Here is a 26,133-nt window from a genome sequence, read left to right as displayed (position 1 = left end):
TATCAATTAGCTATATTGGGTAGTTGACTGTCAGTTTTTCCACAAACTCTGCGATAGAATCAGCCAAAACATGATGCTGCTTCTTACCGACAAACTCTAACCCAACTTGACCCGTAGCGATATCGACCGACACCAATAAGTCATCTGCTTCTGTTAAGCCAATAAACACGGTTTCAGGTTGTTTGAGCCTGCGCTTCATTAAAATATGGCCGGTGATATTTTGCTGCAAGCGCTCGAAGTCATCTTCGTTCCATACTTGCAGTAGCTCAATTTGCTTACCCTCGATGAATGCCACGATATTACCAGCGAAGAAGTCACCATACAGTCCGTTCAATCCGTCAGGAAATTGCGTTTCCAACGCTCTGGCTAAATCATTTAAATGTCCCGCTGGTGAGCGCTCTACCGCTAGCCATTTTATCTCGTTAAGCTTGTTCGGTTCACCCTGCTCACATGGGCTTGGCCAACTTTCATCATGCTCGGTACTCGGTAAATCTTTAAAGATCTGTTGATGATAATCTACATAGGCTTGATGCAAGCGCGCCATATTTACGGGCTGAGTCATATATAAAGCTCTCTTTATTTTTCTCACCTCGGGCTGAATACTTGTTTCGTTTAATTAAGCAAAATGCTATTAATCCCGAGGTAAACATTCGTTATAATGACCGCATTGTAACGAGATTTGAATTAACATGACAGACTACAGTAACTCGCCAGAGCTGCAATCTTCTGTGCTTGGTAAAACCACAGAATACGCCAGTGTTTATACTCCAAGCCTGCTGCACCCAATTGCACGTAAACTTAATCGTGACCAAATCAATGTTGATGAGTCCGCTTTACCATTCAAAGGTGAAGATACCTGGACAGGCTACGAACTGTCTTGGCTCAATAACAAAGGTAAACCTCAAGTTGCGGTTGCCACTTTTGTGTTTCCTTGCCAAAGCTCACATATCATTGAGTCGAAATCGTTCAAACTTTACTTGAATAGCTTTAACCAAAGTCGCTTTGATACGATGGAAACCGTGCGCCAAACGTTAGCTGCGGATCTTTCCACGGCATCAAATAGCCAAGTTAGCGTGACATTATTTGGCGCAGACGAATTCGATTGTATTCCTTTCTCGCGCCTCCCAGGTGAGTGTATCGACGAGCTGGATATTGAAGTTGATAGCTACACACCAAATAGTGACTTACTACAACTTGCCTCTGAGGATGTGGTTGATGAGACGCTTCACAGCCACTTACTCAAGTCAAATTGCCTCATCACCTCCCAGCCAGACTGGGCAAGCGTGGTGATAAGTTACCGTGGTAAGCAAATCGACCGAGAAGCGCTGCTTAAGTACCTGATCTCATTCCGTGACCACAACGAGTTCCATGAGCAATGTGTGGAACGCATTTACTGTGAGCTTTGGCGCACCTTTAACCCTGAAAAATTATCGGTTTATGCGCGCTATACTCGCCGCGGCGGGTTAGATATCAATCCATATCGTTCGAGTGAACAAGATCAAACTCCGTATAAGGTAAGAACTAACCGACAGTAAAACGTAAAAAAGCCATGTTCTCACATGGCTTGGCTTTTTATCACATCTAAGTATTGCTATTTAACCTGAGGTTTGGATAAGGAATGTTCCAACTCATTGTTGCTAAAGCACAACTTAGTTTTTTCCTTGTCTAGCCAGAGAGTTTTAGGGAAAACACCGCTTCCGCGTCCTGCTCTCGCTAAGGTACCTACATCCTGTAGGCAAGGCGAATTTACGCACCAATAGCTGGCTATTGGAAGTGAATTCAACGCAGTTAGCGCTAAAACTAGCTGCTAGAAAGGCATTAATTATCCGCAGCTCAGGTTATTTATTCCCCTGTCACGTCTTCCATTTCAACTGGGACGGGGACCGAACATATGTCGGTGTGATTTGGCGTATCAACAAACCAATCTCCCGCTCTATTTTTACGCGCAGCAATTAGCGACTCAAAAATCGGCGTATTTGTCTTCAGTCTTTTAAACGAAGGCGCACCTTTTACATCAGCAAGTACCGTGACCCCTTTGATAACATTGAACGCTTGTCCAGCAACAGGTTTACGATCTAGGTGCTGAACATGCTCCATTCCCGATAACAACTGTCCAAACACGGTGGTGTTTTTGTCTAGGTATCGCTGCGGCGTCAACGTGATGTAAAACTCGGTACCACCACTGTTAGTATCGTTAGTTCTGGCCATGGCAAACGAACCAACGCAGTGCGTCATCCAAGTTTTGGTTCCAGCTTCATTTTGTCCTACGGCAAAACCATTTAAAAACCCGGTACGTGGCGCGTAGCCGTCCACAGCATCTAGCGATGTGATCTTCAAAGTTGATTCTGTGCTATAAAAAAACTCAGCGGCAATCGCTTTTTTTCCTTTTTGTGGCATTTTCTTGTCCGACATATCGCCGCCTTGGGCCACAAAGTTTTCCACAAACCGATACATACTCAAATTAGTGTAAAATCCTTCTCGCGCTAACGCTTTAATATTTGCCACATGATTGGGCGCAAGTTCAGGGTTAAGCGCGATATAGACCGGCCCTGTTTGTAGTTCTATTTTAAGAATATTTTCAGGGTCCAACTGCTGCCAGTCGCTGCTTTTGGCCTCAGCAACGACTTCCGATGGTGACTTTGTATAAGGTTTTGCTAAGACAGGGGATATACTTATGGCAAGCGCAATAAGTAGTAAGGTTTTTTTCATTCTTATTTTCCTTGTTTATACCAATAAAATGGCACCTCCAACGGCGCACTGGGTGGCAGGTTTGGATTGTCTAATTCTATGACTGTTTTGTTTTTAAGATCTAGCTTTTCAAGACGAGCGGAAAAGTGTTTTAAGAATAACGCCTCAAATCGGCCATCTTGCAGTGCGCTTTTGAGGCCTTTTTCAATTTGGCTATGGAGCAACGGGTTGTCGTGAGACACAAAGAAATATACCGCCGAAGGGTAGTAAAACACCACATGCTGATCTGCGACCAAGTCCGTGTCACTCAGTGCAGCTTCAATACTCACTAAATCGCTTGGTAGCACATCAAAACGCTTTTTCAACAACATGTCGTAACCACTGTCTTCTTGTGAGAAAGAAGTCACACTGAGGCCATTACGCTCAAAAATCTGATGGTCAGGCCAATCTCTGCGTAAACCAAAAGTAACTCTGCGCAAGTCGCCAATGTAGCGCACTCCACTCAGTAAGGCTTGATTATGTTTGTGCACTAAAGGAATGCGATAACCCAAAATCCCTTTCACTAGGGGAATGCGAATTGCGCTCGCGGCCTTTTCGCGCTGTGAGTTAGTCACTAACCAACTGACATCCAGCCCCCCTTTTTCTCCAAGTAGGCGCACCGCTCTGTCTTGCGAAGGAATACTTCTCACTGATACGAGCCTCGCTGACTCTATCTGGTATGACAAACTCAAAGTAAGCAGCTCTATAATGTACGGATCGGCACCTGCGCTGATCCTAATTTCCGTTGTTTCTTGTGCTTTGAGAGGAAATATCACAAAACCTAGAGCGAGCCAGAGTAGTTTCATTTGTCATCCCAGTCAAACTTGTATAAGAAGTCTATACTGTTGTACAAACCGCTCGTGGCTTCAACATAAAACTTCGAAAAAACACGATAACGCAGCGCAATTTCATTAATAGACTCAAATACCCCAACACGATAACTGACCTGAACATTGGGAGTGATATAGCCTGACACCTCAACTTGTGTATCGTCACCACTGCCTTTTGCTGATAGGTTAACATCCGAAAGTCCAAGCGATTCCCCCGCCTTACTAAAGAATCCTTCACTGCGGTCAATTCCCTGTGAGAGTAAAAACTGTGTAAGTAGCGCATTGTTAGAGGTTTCTGATTCCCCTAAAGGCTGACCGTTAAGTAGGTATGACAACGCCTTGGCTTGGTCCATTGCAGGCTCTGAAAACACAGTCAAACGCGGCTTAGCAATATTGCCCGTGAGCTCAACACCCGCTATTACATCATTGGCGGTTGTCGCTGGATTTCGAATAGCTCGAATGTTCAAATAAGGTTTATCTAATGCGCCATTGAAGCCAATTTGTCCTGTGCGGATCAACAAGTCTTGGCCAAATGCACGGTATTTCCCCTCTCGCAATTGCAACTCACCCGTTGCTAACATTGGCGACTCAACTTGCTTATCAATTTCGATTGCACCGGTAACAAAGCTATCTAGCCCAAGCGCCTTCACCCTAAAATTATCTTTAACGGTCAGTTTTAAGTCTATTTCATGTTGAATTGGCACCGACATCTGCTTTTGCACCTTGGCATCAACAATGACCTCATCATCGCTTGGTGAGGTGACTCCCTCAGGCAGAGATTCAATGTTTACTCGGCCAAACGGCACCACAATTTCTCCAAGTACTCGCGCAATCTTATCTTTATAGGCAAGTGTTAAATCCGGGCTTGCGGTTAGTTCAATCTGTGAGTCTGGTTGCACATAAATATTTTCGCCCTTTATTTTGACTTCAGCAGAGAGCTCGGGCGACCAATAGGCTTCGCCAGTGAGTGCCACCTTGCCGCCTTTTGCTGCAGTTAACTCAGCCTCTAGTTGAGCGGAAGTGGTATTAAAATCAAGATTGATGTGACCTTTATCGATTTCCACAGGCAAAGAGTCCGAAGACATAAATAAGCGCTGAGCGGTTAGTTTACCGTTCACTTCAGGGGCTGCGAGGCTGCCTGAGATATTTATATCCCCTAACACTTCCCCTTGCAGGTCAAAACTTTGTTCCGTTACTCGGTTTAGTAGCGCTGACAACTTAGCCAGCTCAATTGACTCTATTTTTACATTACCAGCTAATTGTGGGGATTGTTTATCTAGCGGCACGCGTGTATCACCACTGAACTTACCTAAGGTATCGGAGGTCATGCGCCAATCAGCGTGGATTTGCTTGTTATTGGTTTTTAGTAACGCTTTAAATTCAGAAATTGAAAATGTTTGCCCATGAGTCGTAACGCCGGCATCAACAATGTTCAGCTCGCCATCGGCTCGCGTTACTTGGCCATTTTGCCACGCAAGTTTAGCCACGGCCTGAGTTTCACCTGTTATTTTGAGCTCTGCTGGCAACCAAGTTTGTAGTTTAGCCAGTGCCAATTTCTCCAGTTTAACATCGGCCTGCCCTTGTGTGCCTTGTTGCTCGGCTGCAAAACACAAATCGGTATCACCCATCTGCCAACACTGCTTTGCAATGCGCTGACTGACATCACTGATCACGATTGCGGCAGGACTTTGCAATGCAATTGTTTGCCCTTGAGAAGTTACCTCACCAGACGATAATTCTCCCTGCCAGGTTGACTGTTGCATCTTGCCATTGACTTCAAAGCTTGCAACCACTCGTTTATCACGAATATCCAATGTCGCGTTATGTTGCTGCTGGTTGCCTTTCACAGCTAAACGAATGTCTTCAACCATTTCAGAGTCAACAATCAAACGGTCTAGTGCCAGTTTAATTTGCCCAGTCACTTCATTGGCAATATCAACCGTGCCTTTCGTCGTTAAGCCATGTAGTGCAATATTTTGGTAGCGCACCGAGTCAAACTTAATATCGGTCTGAATACTCGGCTTAAGGTGGTCGCCCTGAATAAAGATTTCACCACTGCCCTTTAAGTCAGCTGGAATAAGCGTATTTGCCGCTTGCTCAAACTGAAAGTCAATATCGAGATCTAACTGCTGACCAAGCTCACCGCTTACCGTCAGGCTATTTTTGCCATAATTCAGGCGTGCGTGGCTAAACTCACCTAGTAGGCTCTCATCCACAACGACCTTAACGTCCGCATTAAGCGGGGCACCAGCTACTTTACCATCGAGCTTAAAGTGCTCAACATTAACCTGCCACTGCTCACCTTTACTCACAAAATCAAGCGCGAACTGCCCTGCCAGCATATCGTTTTCCGTCAGGCCAGCATCGTATTGCACTAGCCCTAGCAATCTATCGACTGGTAGCTGAGAAAAGTCCCCGTCCACTTTACCCTTCACCCCTTGCGACCAGTTCACTTGTCCTGCAATTTGCGCTTGCGCCTTTTCTAGCTGAAGCTTTGCTTTAGCGAGTGTAAACGCTTGTAGTCCACCTTGCCCTTCAAGTGTCGCGGTAACATCACCAAATTGCACAGTATTAACAGCGACTGAGCCTGACAAATGGTATTTTGAGACATCCCCGCTCAAGCCTAGTGTGGCACCTTTTAAAGTCGTGGGCTCTGAAGGAATAACTAATTTATCTATTTGACCCTGTAACTCAAAAGGCCAGTTTGTCGCTGTCAAATCCGCATGGGCTTGCAGTTTTGCAAACGCCATTCCCTCACTATTCAAAGTAAGCGTAAGATCGTGAGGGCGACCCGCCAGTGTTAAACTGGCTAACCCCTGTGGCGCACTCAAGGTTGACCTCAGATCAATAGCCCAGTCGTTAAGCAAGACTTCTGCCGCTGCTGATATAAAAAATTCTTGATAGTTAAGCTGAACCTGCTCCACGTCCACATTTTCAGCCACTACAGCATGAGAAAGCTTGATATTCTCAAGCGTCTGCTCATCTATCGCGAGGTTGTTAATCTTTAACTCGCCGAGCTCAGCGGTTAGCGGCAGGTCTATCTTAGGTAGTTGGAGTGGCGCTAATGCATTAAGTGGTGCTGGCGATTTTGCAGACACGGGCTGATCGGTTGCCTTTGTGGTCAACTTCACACTGTCTAACAGCAAAAAAGGGACATTAAAATGTGAACCAGAACCTGAAAGCTGCGTGTCTAAGCCTTGCAATTGCACAGTAATATCCGGCGTTTCCAACGAAAATTGCTGAACTTGCGCACGTTTTATTGCAATTGGCAGTGGTAACTCAACTTGGCCACTTTCCGTAGTTTCCGCTTCGCTGACACTTTTCTGCTTTTGTACAATCGCTATCGCTTTTGCATCTAGCGCAATGCAAACGCTGGCACAGGTCAACCACTCAACAGTGACTTTGGTGTCTCTAAGGCGAATATCGATATCGTCATTGTGATAACGCAACGTAAGCTTGGCGCCAGATAATAAGCGCTTGTCTAAGCCATCGATTTCTAACCCTGAAACCGTTTTATTCGCTACCCAAACCAACAACTGTTGCCCCGGCAAGGTAAAACATAAACAAACCAACAGTAAAAATAGGCTAATAATGGCAGTAATGATTTTGATTCTTAAGCTTCTGAACTGCATTAGATTTCAGGTCCTATAACAATACTAAGACGGGTGCTTTTACTTTCTTTGGTCAGCCCCCAAGCATGATCGAGCCGGATTGGACCAACGGGGGTTAAATAACGAAAACCAAACCCAGCTCCAACTTCCCAAGCGTCCGAGAAATCGTTCGTTGCAGTACCTGCATCAACAAACAAAGCGGCTCGCCAACTTGGGTGGAATTGATAGTTATATTCCACTGTGCCTGTGGCTAAATATCTGCCGCCAAGTATGCGCCCTTCGTCATCGCGAGGACCGATGGATTCATAGGCAAAACCACGGATGCTTTGATCTCCTCCAGCAAGGAAACGATGGGTAAACGGAATTTGGTCAATATCCTTTGTCACGATCGCCCCTAAGTCTAAGCGACCAAAAAATAAATGCTTGGTTTCAAAGCTTCTTAGCCATTCATTGTTCCATCTCACTTTCAACATATTTGCAGACGATAGTACAGAATCTGCTGCAGCTTCAATGGAGATCAGGCGCTCGTTCCCCCAATAAGGTAACGCGCCACCTTTACTTTCTTTCTTTAAGTAGCTAATACCTGGGATCAACATTTCCGTCCGTTGTTTTTCGCCTAGCTGTTCCGTAGTTTCGTGTTCACGTTTCAAAAACGCAGTCCTCACCCACTCGTCATCCGTTAGCCATTGTCGCTGTACCTGTACGTTCCAAATCCGACTGTTGATCCCTTCCGTTACTTCATCCTGCACCTTATAACCGCCTAACACACGCCACAAATCGTCATTAGGATTGTCTACGGGAATGGTATAACTGGCAGTGATATCTTGTTGCTTTTGCGACAACCTCAGATTGGACTCAAAGGAATGACCATCCTCGGTGATCCAAGGTTTAGTCCACTTAAAACGGGTTTTTGCCCCCACATCATCACTGTAGCCAGCACCCACTTCAAAGCTATTTGCGGGTTTGTCTTCAACACTCACCCGAACTGGGATCTGATCGCTCGTCCGGTCCTTTAACAGCGGATAAACCTTTATCGCACTAAAATAAGGAGTGGCATTTAAAGACAGATTAAAATCAGACAAGAGGCTCGCTTCAAACGGCTGCCCTTTCGAAAATGGGCTTAGCGAACGTATATAGTTAGCCGCTTTGGTGTTTCCCTCAATAGCAAGGTCACCAAATTGATAACGTTTACCAGTGTTGAGCAGCAGTCGCACGCCAGCATAGCGATTCGCTTTGTGAACAAGCAATTTGGACTCTTGCCATTGATAATCAAAATATCCAAGTTCTAGTAGCTCGCTTTCAAAGCGGCTTTTCGTTGCCTGATAATCACTATGATTGATTTGCTTGCCAACTTGGATTGGTACATCTTTGATAAGCGAAACTAAATCCGCATTGTCCATACCTGCCCCCACAAGCTCAATATTAATATCTTTCCATTTCAGTGGTGCTTCAAGTTTGACTTCGGCTATGACGTTTTGCCCTTCTCCACTGAGTTGAATATCAAAATGATAATAACCTAAGGCATGCAAAGCGCGACGTATGTCTGCACGCACCTCTTTCATCACCCGAGGGACTTTTGGCTTACCTTTGTAAGATTTTAAAAAACCAGTGATGTTGTCTTCTACATCGCCGTTTTCGACTTTGACTTCAATGTTGGAGATTGTTACTGATGCAGGACGAGACTCAGCACCTGCGTTAAACGAGGAAAAGCAGCACAAAAAAAGCGCTAGTGTTAAACAAGAGAAATACGGCTTCATTAAAATAAAACGACCTAAATATCGCGACTTATGGGCATCGATAATGCCATTGTGCTTGTGAAAATGGATACTGTAAAACGACTTTTCAGAGAAAGTGCAATTTTACTGAGCTTAAGCTGAACATAGGGTGTATTTTGTTGTAACGCAGTGGGTTTTATCGCACATTTATTTACATTCATCCTTTTTATTTTCTTGAAGATGACGGACAATAGCAGCAATTGAACCTGCAGAGTGAAATTATGCAATTCCCAAATGATGATAACGGTGAGCTTCTAGCTGAGATTGCCGCTGCTGGCGTTGATCTGACGCAAATGCAGAATATCGATTTTTATATTCTTTTCGAGCAAGCTGATGATGCTAAGCGCTTCATTGGTGCGATTGAGAAAGACGAATTAGCACCGAAAACCCAGTTACAACAATGTCCTGACACTGGTGTTTGGGAAGTGATCACCACGGTGACTATGGTCCCGATGCACGAGCTACTGAGTCAGACGGAGCAATACCTTGAAAGCATAGCCAATGGTTATGAAGGATATGGTGACGGCTGGGGCTTAATGGCCTCGGAAGAATAAACTGCCACAGAAAATCCGATTTTTATACAGAAAGGCTAACTTTTGTCAGCCTTTCTGTAGCTACCTTGATAATCAAACAACTTTTCAGAAACCTGCCAACCAAACTTCTTGTGTAATTTAGCAATCACGAAATCCGGAGCAATCAAGTCAATGTCTATTACTTCTTCAGCTGACTGCCATTTTGCAGGTGCCGACGTAGATTTTCGCCGCTTTGCAAATTGCTGGTGGAATATAAATAGACTCTTTTGATTAGAAAAGTCATAGACTTCACTACAACTTGCCCCATCCTCATCAAAGTAAGTAATTTTTAATTTATTGCCACTGAGCACTTCACCACATAATCCGCTGCAGCGTAGCACCATTGCATGTTTTAAATTCAGTGCTGCACGCAACTTATCATCTGGGTCGGCCATTATTCCGCCGCACTGATGGCATTGCCTTGCAGCAATATCATTTTCTGCACCGCATTGCTCACATTCTTTAAACTTAAAACGATAATCACACTGCTGCGAGTGACCTTCATCGTCTTCAAGCAATCCCTGACAGCGCCTACCAAAATGCTCAATAAGCTTGCCTTGCTCATCTACCTTGCCCCAGAAAATATTGGCAAAGCCACAACCTGGACACAGCACCTGTACGGGCTCATTGTCTGAATTTGGCTTTTTACTTCCCACTTCAGGTGCAAATAAGTCAAAGTCGTTGCCTGCATAATCAATGACAAAACAGTCTTCCTTGTTTTCGTCTAACCTAAGTCCTCTGCCTACAATCTGCTGATAGAGGCTCACGGATTCCGTGGGTCTCAAGATAGCAATAACATCAACATGAGGCGCGTCAAACCCGGTGGTCAGCACAGAAACATTAACCAAATACTTAATTTCTCTATTTTTGAACTGGACGATAAGTGCATCTCTCACGGCAGATTTGGTTTCACCCGTGATCAGCGCACTATATTGCGTGGGTAAATAGCCAAGAATTTCTTTTGCATGCATAACCGTCGCGGCAAAAATCATTACTCCCGCCCTATTTTCACTGAGCGCCAATAAATGAGTGATAATGCTCTTTGTTGCACGGGTTTGTGCTTGTAATAATGTATTCATATCAGATTCTGAATAACGTCCAAATGAATCTGTACTTAAACTAGAAAAATCATAATTTTCAACGGCAGGATCAATTTTATTAGGCGGCGTCAGATACGAATTTTTTATCATATATCTAAGTGGTAATTCGTAAATACACTGCTTAAATGGTGATTCAGCTTTTCCTCTAACAAAACCGTGATAATGCTTATGATATATCCACCCCATACCCAATCGATAAGGCGTTGCTGTTAAGCCCAGTAACTTTAGTTCAGGATTAAACTGAGCCAGTTGGTTTAAAATTTGCTGATACTGACTATTATCTTCCCCACTCACTCGGTGACATTCGTCAATGATAACTAATGAATAAAATTGATTGAGTTGTGATAAGTTTCGAGACAATGACTGCACACTGGCAAAAGTCACCTGGTGCTGTAACGACTTTTCTTTTAATCCAGCAGAAAAAATACTCGCTTGTAATCCATAGCTTTTATATTTTTGTGCATTTTGCTCTACGAGCTCTTTAACATGAGTCAATACTAATATTTTGTGCTTCGCAAGTCGTGCAAGCTCCGCAATCACGAGACTCTTTCCGGCGCCTGTAGGTAACACAATGACAGCTGACTCGCTTGATTTGCGAAAGTGATTCAGCGTATTTTGTACCGCTTCTTGTTGGTAAGGTCTTAAAACGTAAATAAGCACCTCAGGATATAAATAATTAAGTCAAAAAAGGCGTATCCATAAGATACGCCTTTTATTTCGGCTATTTTAAAAAGCTGTTCAATACCGAACAACCTTCATAATAAAGTATTGTTAGATTAGATAATCATCTAGGTTAACACCTTGGAATACTTTAGGTGTTTTACCACGGCCAGTCCACTCAATTACTTCACCGTCTTTTTCAATACGGTATTTTGCTTTTACTTTAGAACGACGGTCAGCTGGCGTAGAGCCTACTAAATCATCAAGCGTAAGTCCTTTTTCTTTCAGCATAGCCAATACTTCTTCTTTAGCCTGCTGTTGTTCCTTTTGCTCGTCCAGTGCTTTTTGAATAAGCTCTAACGCTTTTTCCAAATCACCGTAGCTTGCATTTTTAATAAAAGACTTGATCTCACGCATTGATACTCTCTCAATTAAGCTTAGTTTTAATATTTATATTGAATACTATATTAAAATTAATAAAAAACAAATTGTATTCTATGAATTTTAATTTTGTTACTAAAAAAGCGCCATAATGGCGCTTTTTAGTTAGAATTAAGAAGATTTAATTACACTTTGTTTAAGTCTTATTCAACTTTCCAATCAATTGTTGACCCAGCTTTAATTGGCACAACCGTTCCTTCACCTAATTTGTATGTATCAGGCACTTGCCAAGGAGACTTAGTCATCGTGATGGTATCTGAATTGCGCGGTAAGTCATAAAAGTCCGGACCAAAGTGACTCGCAAAGCCTTCTAACTTATCAAGCGCATTAGCATCTTCAAATGCCTCTGCATATAGCTCAATTGCGGCATGTGCAGTGTATGCACCGGCACAGCCACATGCAGCTTCTTTTTTATCTTTCGCATGAGGGGCTGAGTCTGTGCCCAAGAAGAATTTTTTACTTCCGCTTGTCGCCGCTTCAATTAACGCCTGTTGATGCGTATTACGCTTTAAGATAGGCAAGCAATAATAGTGAGGACGAATGCCACCAGCCAACATATGATTGCGGTTATAAAGCAAATGATGAGCTGTGATAGTTGCAGCAACGTTGTCAGGCGCTTGATTAACAAAATCAACTGCGTCTTTTGTTGTGATATGTTCGAGTACAATTTTTAACGTCGGGAAGTTATCAACGACTTTGGCTAGTTTCGTCTCAAGGAATACTTTTTCTCTATCAAAAATATCAATAGAAGAGTCCGTCACTTCACCGTGCACGAGTAGTAACATGCCAACTTCTTGCATCGCTTCGAGCGCTGGATATACATTTTCAATATCCGTTACACCCGATGCTGAGTTTGTCGTTGCACCGGCTGGATACAACTTAGCAGCAACAATATGGCCGGTTGCTTTCGCTTTTTTGATTTCTTCAGGAGTCGTGTTATCCGTAAGATATAACACCATTAGAGGCTGAAAGTTACCTTGAGGATTAGCGGCCATAATGCGGTCACGATAAGCCAAAGCAGTCTCTGTGCAAGTTGCTGGTGGTACAAGGTTTGGCATGATAATCGCGCGGCCCATGTAGCGACTAATATCTCTTACCGTGTCGACCAAGACATCACCATCACGTAGGTGTACATGCCAATCATCTGGTCGTGTAATCGTTAGCGTTTGTTTGCTCGTCATTGCTCTCTTCCACTGCTGAATTTGCCCGATCATAGGCTGCACATAGGTGTTAGTAAAGTTTTTCAGGCCAACCGCAGATTATTTCATTTTGTAAGTTTACTTTTAGCTCGTTTTCATTTTTCACAATATTGGTAAATATGTACAATTTAAGTTAACTTAGTAGCATCTTTTCATGAGAAATATGTATGCTATCTGAGAACCAAAAATTAGAATCAAAAACTGAGCAGCTTAGCATCATTAACCAATTTTCTTCCTCGCTGCTGCATCTAACCAAACTTGACGAATTATTTGAATACGTTACAACACAGGTCGTTAATCGACTGGGGTTTGTAGATTGTGTTATCTATCTCGCTGATCCTTATCAAGAGTATCTAGAAGTCGCTGCGAGTATGGGCGTTTCCCATGCTAATGGGGATTATCGTGTTGAACAAACCAAGATAAAGATTGGTTCAGGTATTACGGGGCAAGTCGCAACGACTAGAGAGCCCTTTATTTCTGGAAACGTCGCCGCTCACCCCATGTATATTGCTGACTTACGACCAGCCATGTCAGAGCTTTGTGTACCACTTGAGTATGACGACCACTTAATCGGTGTGATTGACTGTGAGCATCCAGAGGCTGATTATTTTACCTCCGCGCATTTACAAATATTATCGACGGTCGCACATCTGCTCAGTGCCAAAATCCATCAGTTACGCACCTTAGAAAACCTCCAAACCACGATTGCCCAGTTACACCAAGCACAGAATTTAGAAAAGTCCCTGCTTAAAATTGCGAATATTACTTACCGCTTTGAGAACCTTGAAGCTTTTTATGATGACTTATATAAAATCATTGCCTCTCAGCTTTGCGCCGAGAATTTCTTTATCGGCCTTTATGATACTCAACAGGATATTTTAGAAATCGATTATTTGATTGAGGGAGGCGAAAAATGTAATGCACACCAAAAAGTATCAAAAGATCAGATTAAGCATACTGCATCCTACTATATTCTGAAGAATCAACGACCACTGCTGTGTGATAACGATCAATTTAGAATGCATATCACGCGGGGTGACTTTAAAATGGTGGGTCGCTCGCCACGCTCTTGGTTAGGCGTACCATTTTTGGTTAATGATCAATATCAGGGCGTGATTGTGCTGCAAAGCTACAATAACGACCAAGCTTTCGTGAATCATGATTTATCTATTTTGACTTATATAAGTCGTCAAGTCAGCATGGCCATAGACCGGCAGCTTTCAAGGCAGGCGCTAGAACATCGAGCCTTGCACGACGATTTAACGGGCCTTGCCAATCGTTATTTATTATTAGAGCGGATCAAACATGCCATTTTGAGACTAGCGCGAGTGGAGTCCTCTAATTTGCACTGCCTGATCTATCTCGATTTAGACAGATTTAAAAGCATTAATGACTCACTTGGCCACGATGTTGGCGACCATTTCTTGATTGCTATTGTCGAGATGATAAATGGCTGTATTCGCAAAACCGACACCTTTGCACGGCTCGGGGGTGATGAGTTTGCGATTTTTATGGAAAATGTCCAAGACAGGCAACAAGTCACTCTGCTGCTTGATAGGATCACCACGGCTATAACCAAGCCCCTTCACATAGATGGTCATGTTCTGCAAGCGTCTGGCAGTATTGGCGTTGCGTTCACTGATAACGAGTCCGATAGCGCAATTAATTTACTTCAGCAAGCAGATGCCGCCATGTACGAAGCAAAATCTTCGGGTCGGGGTCAAGTCTGCTATTTTAATAATGCCATGCGCAAGCGCCTGAAACAGCAAGCCGATATTGAAAATGATCTGCAACATGGCATAAAAAACAATGAATTTGCGCTGTATTATCAACCGATATTTTCTCTCACGACTGGCGCTATTGTAAGCTTTGAAGCCCTTGTCCGTTGGTTTCACCCCAAAAACGGGCTCGTTTCTCCAGATGCTTTTATTCCAATTGCAGAGCAAACCGGACAGATCATTGAGCTTGACTTACATTTGTTGGAATTAGCAGCCAAACAACTCAAACGCTGGAAAGCGCAAAAGCTGCCGAAGACTCGTGTTACCGTAAATGTTTCGTCGCGACATTTCGCAAGCTTAGAGTTCGTAGATACAATTCAGCAACTTTATCATCATTATGAGCTTGCACCTGGCTCTTTATGTTTGGAAATCACAGAATCTGGATTGATAGCAAACCTCGCCCTCGCAACCAAAATTATTCAAGGATTAGAATCCCTTGGAGTGAAGCTTTACCTTGACGACTTTGGCACCGGTTACTCTGCTTTAGGTTATTTGCACCAGCTCCCCATTCATGTGCTTAAAATTGATAAGAGCTTTATTGACCAACTAACTGAAAGAGAAAACCCGCTAGTTGATGCGATTTTGAAACTTGCACAATCACTTAACCTAACCGTTGTCGCTGAAGGTATCGAGCTCGAAACCCAGTGGCAGCTATTAAAGCAAAAAGGCTGTCAGTTTGGTCAAGGCTATATTGTTTCTAAACCATTAGCCGCAGATCAAGCGATGGCATTTTTACTGAGTAGAAGCTAGATACACTCGCCACATAATTCACTGTATATAAACAATGAAGTATGTGGCCTGGTTTAGATTAACTTTCCCCTAATTCGCTTCTAAGCTCCTTAGTTGCTGTCACCATATTCTCAAGTGCAGCTCGGGTTTCTGGCCATGCTCGGGTTTTTAGCCCACAATCTGGATTCACCCATAATCTTTCTACCGGGATTTTCTTCGCTGCTTTGTGAATTAAATCTTTTATCCATGCCACCTCAGGGACGTTTGGCGTGTGAATATCATAAACACCAGGCCCGATGTCATTGGGGTAGTCAAAATCTTCAAAGGCGTCAAGTAAGGTCATATTTGAACGTGACGTTTCAATTGTGATCACGTCCGCATCCATATCCGCTATGGCGGCGATAATATCGTTAAACTCCGAATAACACATATGCGTATGGATCTGTGTTTCGTCATTCACACCACTTGCAGATACCCTAAACGCATACGCCGCCCACGCTAAGTAGGTTTGCCACTGACTGGCTTTGAGTGGCATCCCCTCTCTAAATGCAGGTTCATCGATTTGGATCACCTTAATCCCTGCATTTTGCAAATCTACCACTTCATCTCTCAGTGCTAATGCGATTTGATTCGCGATGCTCGGCTTGTCTAAGTCATCTCTGACAAACGACCAAAATAAAATAGTCACAGGCCCTGTTAGCATGCCCTTCATCGGTTTTTTGGTTAAGCTCTGTGCATAACTCGTCCAATTAACTGTCATTGGTGCCGCACGCGAGACATCACCCCAGATCACAGGGGGCTTAACACAGCGCGAACCATAACTTTGCACCCAACCAAACTGAGTAAAGGCAAAACCTTCGAGTAATTCACCAAAGTACTCAACCATATCATTGCGCTCTGCTTCGCCATGAACCAGCACATCTAAGTTAAGCGCTTCTTGTTCTTCAACGGCATAACGGATCTCCGCTTCCATCTGGCTTTGATAAGCATCAACACTCAACGTACCCGCTTTATAATCACGTCGTGCCTTACGGATCGCTTGGGTTTGTGGGAAAGAGCCTATCGTTGTGGTTGGCAATAAGGGTAAATTTAGCGACTGTGCTTGTTTTTTAATTCTGGTTGCGAATTCACTATTACGTTGACCGTCTTTTGCTGTAAGCGCTGAAACACGCTGCTGCACCTCATTATTATTCACCCGAGTAGAGGTCAAACGCGCTTTTACAGGCTTAGAATATTCGACCAACTGGGTAATATCACGCTGCTCCAATGCATTTTTCAATAATGCCAGCTCTTGCCCTTTTTGTTTGGCAAATGCGAGCCAAGACTTTAACTCACTATCAAGCTTTTGCTCTTGATCTAAGTCGACTGGCGTATGTAATAATGAGCATGAAGGAGCAAGCCAGAGATTATTACCACGACGTTCATGAACCAGAGCAAGTTGCTGATATACACCTTCAAGATCCGAGCGCCAAATGTTACGACCATTCACAACCCCGAGAGACAGTACGCTATCCTTCCCAACTACTTTCTCTAACGCAGCCAAGTCGTAGTTTGCCGTTACGCAGTCAAAATGTACGCCTTCTACAGGGTAAGACCGGATATCTTCAACATGCGCTTGTACGGAGTCAAAATAACTGGCCAACAACACTTTTACTCCTTGGCCGCTCAACGCATCAAAACTCCGGCGCAGCGCGTTGCGATAAGCATCATCGATTTCCAATGCTAAAATAGGTTCATCAATTTGTACCCACTCGACGCCTTGCTCTGCAAGCTTGGTAAGTACCTGCTGATATACAATCAATAACTTATCTAATAAAGCCAATTTATCGAACTCTTGACCAACGCATTTAGCTAAGTAGAGATAGGTTACCGGGCCGATCAATACGGGCTTTGCTTGGTAGCCAAGTAATTGTGCTTCTTCTACTTGAGTAAACAACTCCGTCCAAGTTAGGGAAAATTCCTGCGTTTGAGTTAACTCGGGGACGATGTAATGATAATTGGTGTTGAACCATTTCGTCATTTCACTTGCAGCACACGCACAGCCGCTAGGTGCTCGCCCTCTGCCAATCCGAAACAAAGTATCGAGATTTACCGACTCATCATTTTTATGACGACTAGGAATAGCGCCGACAAGCAATGAAATATTCAACACGTGATCATACCAAGCAAAATCGCCTACAGGGAGAAGGTCAACACCAGCGTCAGCTTGCAATGCCCAGTTTTCTGCACGAATGCGTTTTCCTTCCGCGATTAATTCGACTTGTGTTAAGTCGCCTGACCAATAGCGTTCTACTGCAAATTTAAGTTCACGCTTTTTGCCTACGCGTGGAAAACCCAAGTTATGTGTTAATGCCATGATTTTAATTCCGTCTAGATGTATGGATGTCCAAAATATAATTCTCATGATCAAAAACAACAATTGATGCTTTCTCAGATTTCATATGAATAAAATTAAATTGTAATTTTTTGCAAAATTTTTACAGAAGTAGTGACAACGCTGTCATTTTTAGTGTTATAGTGGATTTGTGAATTTTTGAACAATTCACCGTAGGTATTTAGACGTCTAGACATTGATAATAACTAAATAGAATCGTAATATTGAGTAATGCTGAGATTTGCTCACTTCAAATATGAGAATTGTTGATAATGATTGATATAAAGCACCTAAAGACTATCTCCACCTTGAAAGAAACTGGTTCTCTTGTGAATACAGCACGAGAGCTATTCCTGACTCAATCAGCTTTATCACATCAGATCAAAGATCTTGAGAGCAAACTTGACTGCCAACTCTTTGAGCGCAAAACGCAGCCGGTACGTTTTACCCCTCAAGGGATGTTATTATTGGAACTTGCCAACGATGTTTTACCTAAAGTTGAAGCAACAAAGTGTCGTTTGAAGGAAAGCCTTAATCAGCCTATCTCGCAACTCAGATTAAGCGTGGAATGTCATGCCTGTTTTCACTGGTTGCTACCAACAATTAAAGAATTCAATACCTTTTGGCCTGACATTAAAGTCGATTACGAACGTGGCTTTAGCTACGACGCAATTCCTGACCTTATTGAAGATGAGCTGGACTTAGTACTTACCTCAGACATTCGCGAACCAGAGCAACTGGAATACGCACACCTATTTGACTTTAAGTTAAAGTTAATCGTTGCACCAGATCACGAATTGGCCAAGAAGGCCTATGTCACAGCACTCGACCTAAAAGATGAAACCATCATTTCTTACCCTATTCCTCGCGAGCGTCAAGACATATTTAAGCATTTTATTCAAAATGCACGCTTTGACGGTACGCTAAAAACCGTCGATCAAGGTTTATTAATCTTCCAACTGGTAAGTGCAGGCATGGGGGTTGCGGCATTACCGGACTGGTTAGTAACCCCCTATGAAAGCCAAGGATTAATTAAATCTATTCCTCTAGGTGCACTTGGGCTAAATCGACCGATGTATTTAGCTATGAAGAAAAGCATGAAAGACAACCCTGTTTATCGCCATTTTCTCAATACTTGCCGCAAAACCACCGCAAGATAATATACTGGGCTCTTTTTGAGCCCTTACTGTTATACATTTCTACAGCTTCAATCTCATGCTAGCATTGTGTTAGGCTTATCTAAATCTAGGACATGTTTAAATGTTTGAAGTCAAAAAGGTTATCGGTCAACTACTGATGCCTTTACCGTTATCTTTAGTGGTGCTTATGGGGCTTATGCTTTTTATCGCCAAAACGCGTAAAGGGTCTTACATCGCAAGCTGGTTCGTCTTACTCACGACATGGGCGTTATCGACTCCTTATGTCGCACAACATATTATTGAGTGGGATACAGGCACTCTCGCCGCATTCAATCAAAGCAAGCACATCAACATAGATAAAATCGTGGTACTTGGCTGTGATTTATATCCAGATAAATCTCTCCCCAGCAACGCCCAACTTGGCAGCTGCGGTCTAGCCAGATTAGTAGAAGGCGTAAGACTTGCTAATATTTACCCAAAGGCTCAGCTGTATGTCTCTGGTTACGGCTATGGCCATGCAACAAGCGCGGGACTCATGGCAAGAACCGCACAGAGCCTAGGTATTTCCGCTACACGTATTAAGCAAAACCCCAATGCCAAAGACACCGCGGACGAAGCAAAAATGCTAGCACCTTTACTAGTCGATTATGACGTCGCATTGGTCACATCGGCTTCGCACATACAGCGAGCAAAAAACCTATTTGAAGCACAAGGCATAGAAGTGTTCGCTGCACCGACGGAGTTTTATAACTTCAAGCAATACCCACCGAGCAGACAATTTATTCCAAACCATAAGGCCTTAGAAGTAGTCACTCGGATTTGGCATGAACAGCTTGGAAGTATGTGGATCACGATCCGTCGTGTTATTGACCCTGAGGCACTTTAAGCGCCGAAAAAGACACCAAAATCAGGCTAAAGTTCGATAAATTAGCGCTGAAAAACGTAAAAAATTGAAAATTTGCGCAAATATGGGTATAAATAGAGTTTAATCTTAACCCGCGTATCCGCGTACAACACGACTAGGATCTACGATGAGTAAACTAGATAAAACTGAAGTACTAAGCGCTTTCGAAGCTGCGTACGAAGCTGCACATGGCAAAAAGCCTGAGATCACTGCAAAGCCAGGTTGGTATAGCATCGATGGTGGCAAAAACATGCGTCTTGCTGAGGTAGCCGAATTAACCGAAGAGCTAACTTCAGGGTCAGCTGTAGCAAGTGATAAAACGCAGGCGCCTGCCAAAAAAGCGAAAACGACTAAGAAAGCGCCTAAGGCTGCAGCTATAAAATCAGCGAGCTTTACTATCGTTACAGAAAACGAAGAAGGCTTCAAAGCGGAAGAACAGTGGATTGCTGAACTAGCAGCAAAAGATCACGACTGCCGCTTACCTCGTGGTGTTGTTTAATCACAGTTTCATGAGTGAAGAAACCTCGCAGCTGCGAGGTTTTTTTTGGTCTGCAGCAATCACGACCCCCCCCGATGCTTCAGGCATAAATTGAGCAGAGCGGCGCTCCAAAACAAGATAATCAAGCAAGTGAGTGACACCCAGCTTACTAAAAAAGTAAATGAAGCAGTCGGTAACTCCGGCCACTTTCCTGCCATACCATAACCCGCAATAGTGTGTTGCGCGTAAAAGCAAATACATAAGAGCAATCCGAAACCCAACACTAGTGATACCACGACACCTCGGCATTCATCTTTGCGACGCAATTTAAATTGCCGCTTAATATACATGTAAGTACCACTGAGAACCAAAAATGAAAGTACAATCCCAAATATAAACCACAGTATTTTCCCCCATATCCCTACAAAGTTGCCAAAATGTAGGGGGTCCGCGGTATCGGATAAGCGCCAATACAGCCCTTGGCTCGATGCCGTTTGGCTATAAACAACTTCCCCCGTGTAAGGGTTAACATAGATCTTGTTTGCCCTATCCCGAACTATCCAATCCTGCGATTGCCCTTCAGCATAAAAATAACCTCCAGAATAGCGAATGGCTTTCACCTCAAGGTCAGGCCTCGCCGCTTTTACTATTGCGAATAATTCCACAACCGACAATTGTGGTTTATCCTGTCGCGGCAGTTCGGCCAAAGGATTAACGGCAAAATCCCCAACATCAGTAAAAGCTGTTTTACCATCGACCATATCCATGCGAACAAACTCAAATAGATACCAGATACTCGTGAGCGAAATAACAACCGCAAGCCATAAGCCCCACGCCCCACTTATTTTATGCACACTTGCCATCTTGGCACGTGCATCCCCGCTAAACGTAAATGCAAATAACTTTTTCCACCAGCCGCGATATACATAATGCGCACTCACGGTCGAAATACACAACGGAACTGCAAAGATAAGCACAAGATAGTATGAAATGATGCTGTCAAATACGCCGAAAAAATGCATATGGAAATCACGAAAAAAACGCTGAATATTAAAAAAACTACTTGCACCTAGAATAGTTCCTGAATACGGATCGACATAAACATGTTGCCATGGACTATCAGGCATTCGCATCACGATGTCATGCGCAAAATAAGTATCAGGACCTGTAAAGGCAATCCCTATTCGGGCGTCAGGATACGCCTTTTGTACCATCTCGTAAGCTGCTGCTAAGCTTATGTTTGATTGGCCCTCTACTGCCCTCACCTGGTCGTTGAATAGCCAATCTAGTTCGTGGGCAATACTCGCAAACGCGCCAGTCCAACATATTATGAACAGCAACACCCCAAACCACACGCCACTCAAACTATGCCAGTTGAACCATTGTTTTGCCGTCATGGACCACCTAATAGCGAAGACATAAAACGACTTCACTTCCTTGCCTTGTATTAATATTCAAACATAGATAAGCCCTGTGACAGCGCTATCCAACCTAATTGACACCCAATCTAACAATCAGAACCTAACAAATCTGAGATTCGGGTAAGCCATTATTTTGGCAATAATTCATTTTTTGCATTACCCCTTATGGTAACAAAAAGAATTATCATTTAGAATTGAAAATAATTTCTGTTTTCAGTTAGAACTATTCAAGAGCTTGGTTCAATCTCAGAAAAATAGCTCCTACATTTCATAGGAACTTTCATCTTTATCTCTTGTGACGAAAAAACAATTTAGGAAAGGAAACACCCATGCAAACCAAAGCGCATCAATCTACAGCACTAGCTCTGATGTTATCACTCCTTTATTTTTCTCCAAATGCGGCAGCAAAAGCCGAGCGCGACAATATTGAACGGATCAGTGTTGTAGGCAAGCCAATCAAGCGTAACTCGGGTCCCACAGGACTTGACCTTACCATTAAAGAAACCCCCCAGTCTGTTACCGTGTTAAGCCACGATTACATAGAAGACTTCGAACTGAATGATCTTGAGGACATCATGGTACAGGCAACAGGCATCTCAAGATACAAATTTGGAGCGGGTGATAATACTGAGTTTACTTCTCGTGGGTATCTCGTCAATGCATTGGTTAAAGATGGCTTACCGACCTCAATTGCTGGACCACAAGAGAGTCGCTTAGACACTATTGTCTATGACAGAGTAGAGGTTCTTCGGGGCGCTGCGGGGTTAATGGCGGGTGCAGGACAACCATCGGCAACATTAAATGTCATCACAAAACAACCAGACCGAGGTGGATTTGTTGAAGTTGGTGCCGAGATTGGCTCTTGGAATAAAGTGCGTACACACATAGATGCAACAGGCTCCCTAACGAAAGATGAAGCATTGGCCGGACGAGTTATTCTTGCCTATGAGGAAAGAGATAGCTTTGTCGACAAAGAAAATAGTAATAAGATCGTCGCATACACCCAATTGCATCATTATTTCTCCGAAGATACCGAAGCCTCGTTTAGTGTTCATTACCAAGACAATGAACTGAAACTATCACCCTGGGGATTACCAATTTTTTACTCTGATGGTAGTTCCGTCGAAATAGACAAGAAAACAAATTTATCTTCACCAGATAGTTACAACGGCAATACTCACCAAAGTTACCATTTAAAATTATCTCATCAAATCAATTTAGATTGGGAGCTTAACTTTGGCGCACAATACAGCAAAACAGAAGCTGACATTACTTTAACCTACTTTAGTGGAAATCCAGACAAAGAAACAGGCCTTGGCCTTCAAGGCGGTGACAGACGCTGGGTTGAAACGGTTGATGGGACTAATTTCATTTTGGGACTGGTTGGTCGGTTTGAGTTATTTGACCGCGCACATCAGGTAAATATCACCTATTTAAATGCAGATTTTGAGTCCACTGACGATCGCTTCGAAGAACTGGATGAAAACGCGAGAACAATATTCTATCCACTCCAATCGATTAATAACCTTCACCCGGCCGCTCATTTAACCGCGACAGATAAGCAATTCATTGGCTATTGGGACAAAACGACGAAAGAACAGAGCATTGCCCTTAGCAGTAAGTTAACGTTAACGGATGACCTTCACGCCATTCTTGGTGTCAAATTTTTTGATTATGAACGTACCAATGAGCGTGACTTTGCTTGGAGCGGGTTCTCAAGCGATAAAGGTGAAGAAACCGGTGAGAGCTTATACTTGGGACTGGTTTACAATCTCAATGACCAGATCAGCACGTATGCAAGTTATACCGATGCTTATGAGCCGCAACTGGATAAAGTGGATGCCAATTTAAATCAATTAGCACCAATCACCGCCCGGAACATAGAAGTCGGCATCAAAACCACACTTTGGGATGACAAACTACGTCTAAACGTCGCTTACTTTGATAGTTTAAAAGAGGACTTCGGTGTTGTTATTCCCGAATATGCAGACCAAAGACCTGCTAGGTATCGACCCGTTGATGGTGCTGAAGCCGATGGATTTGAAGTTGAATTAGAAGCAAAGCTGACAGATGATTGGCAAGTAAACCTTGGTTACAGTGATTTTGATGTTGTCGATGAGCATGGCGAAGATATTAACTTGTATGCGCCAAGACAAACGCTCAATGCAAGCACCAAATATACTTATGGGGCTTGGCGTTTAGGCCTAAATGCGACTTGGGATACGGACAGAAAAGTCGATATTTTAAACGTCCCGGGTGTTGACCTTGGACTTCCAGCAGGTGGTCGTCGGGGCGCAGTGCGCGCAGAGCAAGATAGCCAGCTTTTACTAAATGCGCACGTCAAATATCAATTCTCTAGCCAGCTGAGCGTTAAACTGAATATCAGTAATCTCACAGATGAAAGCTATTACGATACATACGGTTTCGTGCCGAAAAAGTACAGCGAGCCTAGAGCATACAATTTAAGTATGGAATATCTGTTTTAACGTAAAGCACTATGCAAATGCTGTGGCGTGATAGGGTTAACAATTCCTTTAAAACTTAGCCGCCACAGAAAAATGCCTAAAATATAGTGCGGGCTTCTGACTAGAAACCCGCTCTTTCCTATCCCATATCAAGCAGCTTAGCCGTGTTTTCTAGCTTTAGAGCAGAACATCTCAAGTTAATTACCAAATGGGTACCATTAAACTTTAAACACTAGCACTTGGCTGTTTAGCTGCTCGGCCAACGCTTCTAAGTCGTTACTTACATCGGCATTACTTTGCGCATTTCGGGTAATTTCAGAAATGCTGCTACTGAAATCATTAATATTTTCACTGATTTCCGCAACCACCGTTGTTTGTTCTTCTGTCGCCGTTGAAACCTGAATATTCATACCAACGATTTCATCCACCGCCTTATCAATATCGGTCATTATTTGAGCTGACTCATTGGCCCTATCTACCCCCGCAGCAGCACTTGATTGCGCGTTCTCCATCGACGATACTGCGTTTTGTGCCATGCCCTGTAACTTACTGATCATATCTCGGATAGATTCCGTGGCTTTTTGCGTATTATGTGCCAATTGCCTGACTTCGTCGGCAACAACCGCAAAACCTCGGCCTGATTCCCCAGCTCTCGCAGCTTCTATTGCAGCGTTTAACGCCAAAAGGTTTGTTTGCTCAGCCACACCTTGGATCATTAACACCACTTGGTTGATTTCATTAGACTGATCGTTCAACGCTTTAATTAGCTGCGCATTATCTCCTACTTCACTAGCAAGGCGCTCAATGGCCTGAATATTTTGCGAAATAACATCCATCCCTTGTTTCGCAAGCTTACCGGACATCTCAGCTTTGTTCGCAGTGTTCATCGCATTATGTGCTACTTCTTGTATCGCACTGCTCATTTCTGTTGCTGCGGTTGCAATCATCACAGTTTGCTGCTCTTGCTCTTGTGAAGTACCCGCAATCGATTGACTGATACCATTCAACTCGTTAGAGGTCGTAGAAAGGCTATTCACGATTGTGACTAGATTGGTAACTAGCTCATGTAAGCTAGACACCATGGTATTGAAGTCATTCCCTATCTGGCTTAACTCATCTTGCCCCTCAACTACCACTCGTTGTGTTAAATCTGCATCTCTTGCAATATTACCAATACGCATACGTAAGCGGCTGAGCGGTTCATTAATTGACCTAAATATCAACATGCCAATTAGTACCATTACGATCACAATAACAACAGAAGAGATAATCATCGCCATTTTTGTAGCACTGGCTTCTGAACGACCAACGTTTCGAAGCGCACTCGCTTCAGTAAGCTGCAGCTCAATAAGTGCATTGTAGCTTTCGCTGAGAGGGTCAAAGGCAGCGTAAAGGTCATGGACAAATTTATCGTAAGGAATTTCTTCAAAGGTATTTACATTAACTCGGTTAATATAATTAGACAGCAGTTGCTTGACACTTATCTCTGCTTTTTCAACTTGCTTTACTAAGCTTCGCTCTTCGCTCGTAAGGTCCGTGGACAAATAGCTATTCCATTCTTTTTCTGCGATATTCTTAGCTTCTTCGATTTGCTTTAACGCAGCACCATTGGATAGTTGATGGCCTCGTAACTTGTGAAACGTATCCACAATAACCACCGCATAGTTATCTGACACCACTTTTATTTGTCTAAGCGGTACAACTCTGTCGTCATAAATACGGTCAATGTAATTGATAAGGTTTGATAATGTTCCGATTGTGAAGATGGTTGCAAGAATAAAAAACACCGCAGGTATGCCCGAAAGCGACAACAATCTGCTTTTAACTGAAACCCTATTTAGCATAATCTGATTTTTATTGAGTAAACATAGAAATAAAGTATTACTCAAAGTTCGTAGATTACAATATTAATTGCAGATTAAGCAGCGTG

General features: G+C 43.3%; 18 protein-coding genes. 7 read left to right on the top strand and 11 right to left on the bottom strand.

Annotated features, from left to right (window positions below; genetic code table 11):
- Positions 1-10: 10 nt before the first annotated feature.
- Positions 11-562, bottom strand: coding sequence for a SecY-interacting protein (syd, locus tag EXT47_RS04520; RefSeq protein ID WP_130125976.1), 552 nt, complete (start codon positions 560-562; stop codon positions 11-13).
- A gap of 127 nt (positions 563-689) precedes the next feature.
- Here syd and queF point away from each other — a divergent pair, with 127 nt between their 5' ends.
- Positions 690-1,535, top strand: a complete 846-nt coding sequence (queF, locus tag EXT47_RS04515) for an NADPH-dependent 7-cyano-7-deazaguanine reductase QueF (protein ID WP_130125975.1) — start codon at positions 690-692, stop codon at positions 1,533-1,535.
- Between the two features lie 307 nt (positions 1,536-1,842).
- On the opposite strand, the gene EXT47_RS04510 is transcribed toward queF, so the two are convergent.
- The 4 genes from EXT47_RS04510 to EXT47_RS04495 are packed head-to-tail and all read right to left on the bottom strand — an operon-like array spanning position 1,843 to position 8,925.
- Complete coding sequence (locus tag EXT47_RS04510; protein ID WP_130125974.1) at positions 1,843-2,709, bottom strand: peptidylprolyl isomerase; 867 nt, start codon at positions 2,707-2,709, stop codon at positions 1,843-1,845.
- A 2-nt stretch (positions 2,710-2,711) separates the two neighbouring features.
- Positions 2,712-3,533, bottom strand: a complete 822-nt coding sequence (locus EXT47_RS04505) for a transporter substrate-binding domain-containing protein (RefSeq protein WP_010370899.1) — start codon at positions 3,531-3,533, stop codon at positions 2,712-2,714.
- Positions 3,530-7,189 (bottom strand): translocation/assembly module TamB domain-containing protein, encoded by a 3,660-nt coding sequence (locus EXT47_RS04500; protein ID WP_130125973.1) that lies wholly within the window; start codon positions 7,187-7,189, stop codon positions 3,530-3,532. The genes EXT47_RS04505 and EXT47_RS04500 overlap by 4 nt, the downstream gene beginning before the upstream one ends.
- The gene (locus tag EXT47_RS04495) at positions 7,189-8,925 is read right to left on the bottom strand and encodes an autotransporter assembly complex family protein (protein ID WP_130125972.1); all 1,737 of its coding nucleotides are present in this window, start codon (positions 8,923-8,925) and stop codon (positions 7,189-7,191) included. Before EXT47_RS04495 ends, EXT47_RS04500 begins: the two co-directional genes overlap by 1 nt.
- A 239-nt stretch (positions 8,926-9,164) precedes the next feature.
- Between EXT47_RS04495 and EXT47_RS04490 the strand changes: the two genes are divergently transcribed.
- The gene (locus tag EXT47_RS04490) at positions 9,165-9,497 is read left to right on the top strand and encodes a ribonuclease E inhibitor RraB (RefSeq protein ID WP_039496902.1); all 333 of its coding nucleotides are present in this window, start codon (positions 9,165-9,167) and stop codon (positions 9,495-9,497) included.
- A gap of 35 nt (positions 9,498-9,532) precedes the next feature.
- Here the strand turns inward: EXT47_RS04490 and EXT47_RS04485 are convergent, their stop codons facing one another.
- The 3 genes from EXT47_RS04485 to pyrC all read right to left on the bottom strand — a co-directional run bounded on the left by EXT47_RS04485 (position 9,533) and on the right by pyrC (position 12,897).
- On the bottom strand, positions 9,533-11,275 hold the full coding sequence (locus EXT47_RS04485) for a DEAD/DEAH box helicase family protein (protein WP_039496900.1): 1,743 nt from the start codon (positions 11,273-11,275) through the stop codon (positions 9,533-9,535).
- A gap of 111 nt (positions 11,276-11,386) precedes the next feature.
- A complete protein-coding gene (locus tag EXT47_RS04480; protein ID WP_039496899.1) occupies positions 11,387-11,692 on the bottom strand; it encodes an H-NS family nucleoid-associated regulatory protein in 306 nt (101 codons plus the stop codon).
- A gap of 167 nt (positions 11,693-11,859) precedes the next feature.
- The gene (gene pyrC / locus EXT47_RS04475) at positions 11,860-12,897 is read right to left on the bottom strand and encodes a dihydroorotase (RefSeq protein WP_039496897.1); all 1,038 of its coding nucleotides are present in this window, start codon (positions 12,895-12,897) and stop codon (positions 11,860-11,862) included.
- A 185-nt stretch (positions 12,898-13,082) separates the two neighbouring features.
- Here pyrC and EXT47_RS04470 point away from each other — a divergent pair, with 185 nt between their 5' ends.
- Entirely contained in the window at positions 13,083-15,443 is a 2,361-nt protein-coding gene (locus EXT47_RS04470) for an EAL domain-containing protein (RefSeq protein ID WP_039496894.1), read from the top strand.
- A 58-nt stretch (positions 15,444-15,501) separates the two neighbouring features.
- Here EXT47_RS04470 and metE read toward each other — a convergent pair whose 3' ends face one another.
- Positions 15,502-17,778, bottom strand: a complete 2,277-nt coding sequence (metE, locus tag EXT47_RS04465) for a 5-methyltetrahydropteroyltriglutamate--homocysteine S-methyltransferase (protein ID WP_039496892.1) — start codon at positions 17,776-17,778, stop codon at positions 15,502-15,504.
- Positions 17,779-18,068: 290 nt separating this feature from the next.
- Here metE and EXT47_RS04460 point away from each other — a divergent pair, with 290 nt between their 5' ends.
- The 3 genes from EXT47_RS04460 to EXT47_RS04450 all read left to right on the top strand — a co-directional run bounded on the left by EXT47_RS04460 (position 18,069) and on the right by EXT47_RS04450 (position 20,338).
- A complete protein-coding gene (locus EXT47_RS04460; protein WP_010370874.1) occupies positions 18,069-18,956 on the top strand; it encodes a LysR substrate-binding domain-containing protein in 888 nt (295 codons plus the stop codon).
- A 100-nt stretch (positions 18,957-19,056) separates the two neighbouring features.
- On the top strand, positions 19,057-19,821 hold the full coding sequence (locus EXT47_RS04455; protein WP_130125971.1) for an ElyC/SanA/YdcF family protein: 765 nt from the start codon (positions 19,057-19,059) through the stop codon (positions 19,819-19,821).
- A 145-nt stretch (positions 19,822-19,966) separates the two neighbouring features.
- The gene (locus EXT47_RS04450) at positions 19,967-20,338 is read left to right on the top strand and encodes a hypothetical protein (protein WP_039496888.1); all 372 of its coding nucleotides are present in this window, start codon (positions 19,967-19,969) and stop codon (positions 20,336-20,338) included.
- A 59-nt stretch (positions 20,339-20,397) separates the two neighbouring features.
- On the opposite strand, the gene EXT47_RS04445 is transcribed toward EXT47_RS04450, so the two are convergent.
- Positions 20,398-21,714, bottom strand: coding sequence for a PepSY domain-containing protein (locus EXT47_RS04445; RefSeq protein ID WP_039496885.1), 1,317 nt, complete (start codon positions 21,712-21,714; stop codon positions 20,398-20,400).
- Positions 21,715-22,067: 353 nt separating this feature from the next.
- On the opposite strand from EXT47_RS04445, the gene EXT47_RS04440 reads away from it, so the two are divergent.
- Positions 22,068-24,224 carry a TonB-dependent siderophore receptor gene (locus EXT47_RS04440; protein ID WP_039496883.1) on the top strand — a complete coding sequence of 719 codons (2,157 nt, stop codon included), beginning with the start codon at positions 22,068-22,070 and terminating at the stop codon, positions 24,222-24,224.
- A gap of 197 nt (positions 24,225-24,421) precedes the next feature.
- On the opposite strand, the gene EXT47_RS04435 is transcribed toward EXT47_RS04440, so the two are convergent.
- Entirely contained in the window at positions 24,422-26,047 is a 1,626-nt protein-coding gene (locus tag EXT47_RS04435) for a methyl-accepting chemotaxis protein (RefSeq protein WP_084204344.1), read from the bottom strand.
- Positions 26,048-26,133: the final 86 nt, after the last annotated feature.

Origin of the sequence: Pseudoalteromonas sp. CO342X (assembly GCF_004208915.1) — a bacterium.
GTDB lineage: Bacteria > Pseudomonadota > Gammaproteobacteria > Enterobacterales > Alteromonadaceae > Pseudoalteromonas > Pseudoalteromonas maricaloris.
The sequence above is the reverse complement of the archived record's forward strand: the minus strand, read 5'-3'. Positions and strand labels throughout refer to the sequence as shown.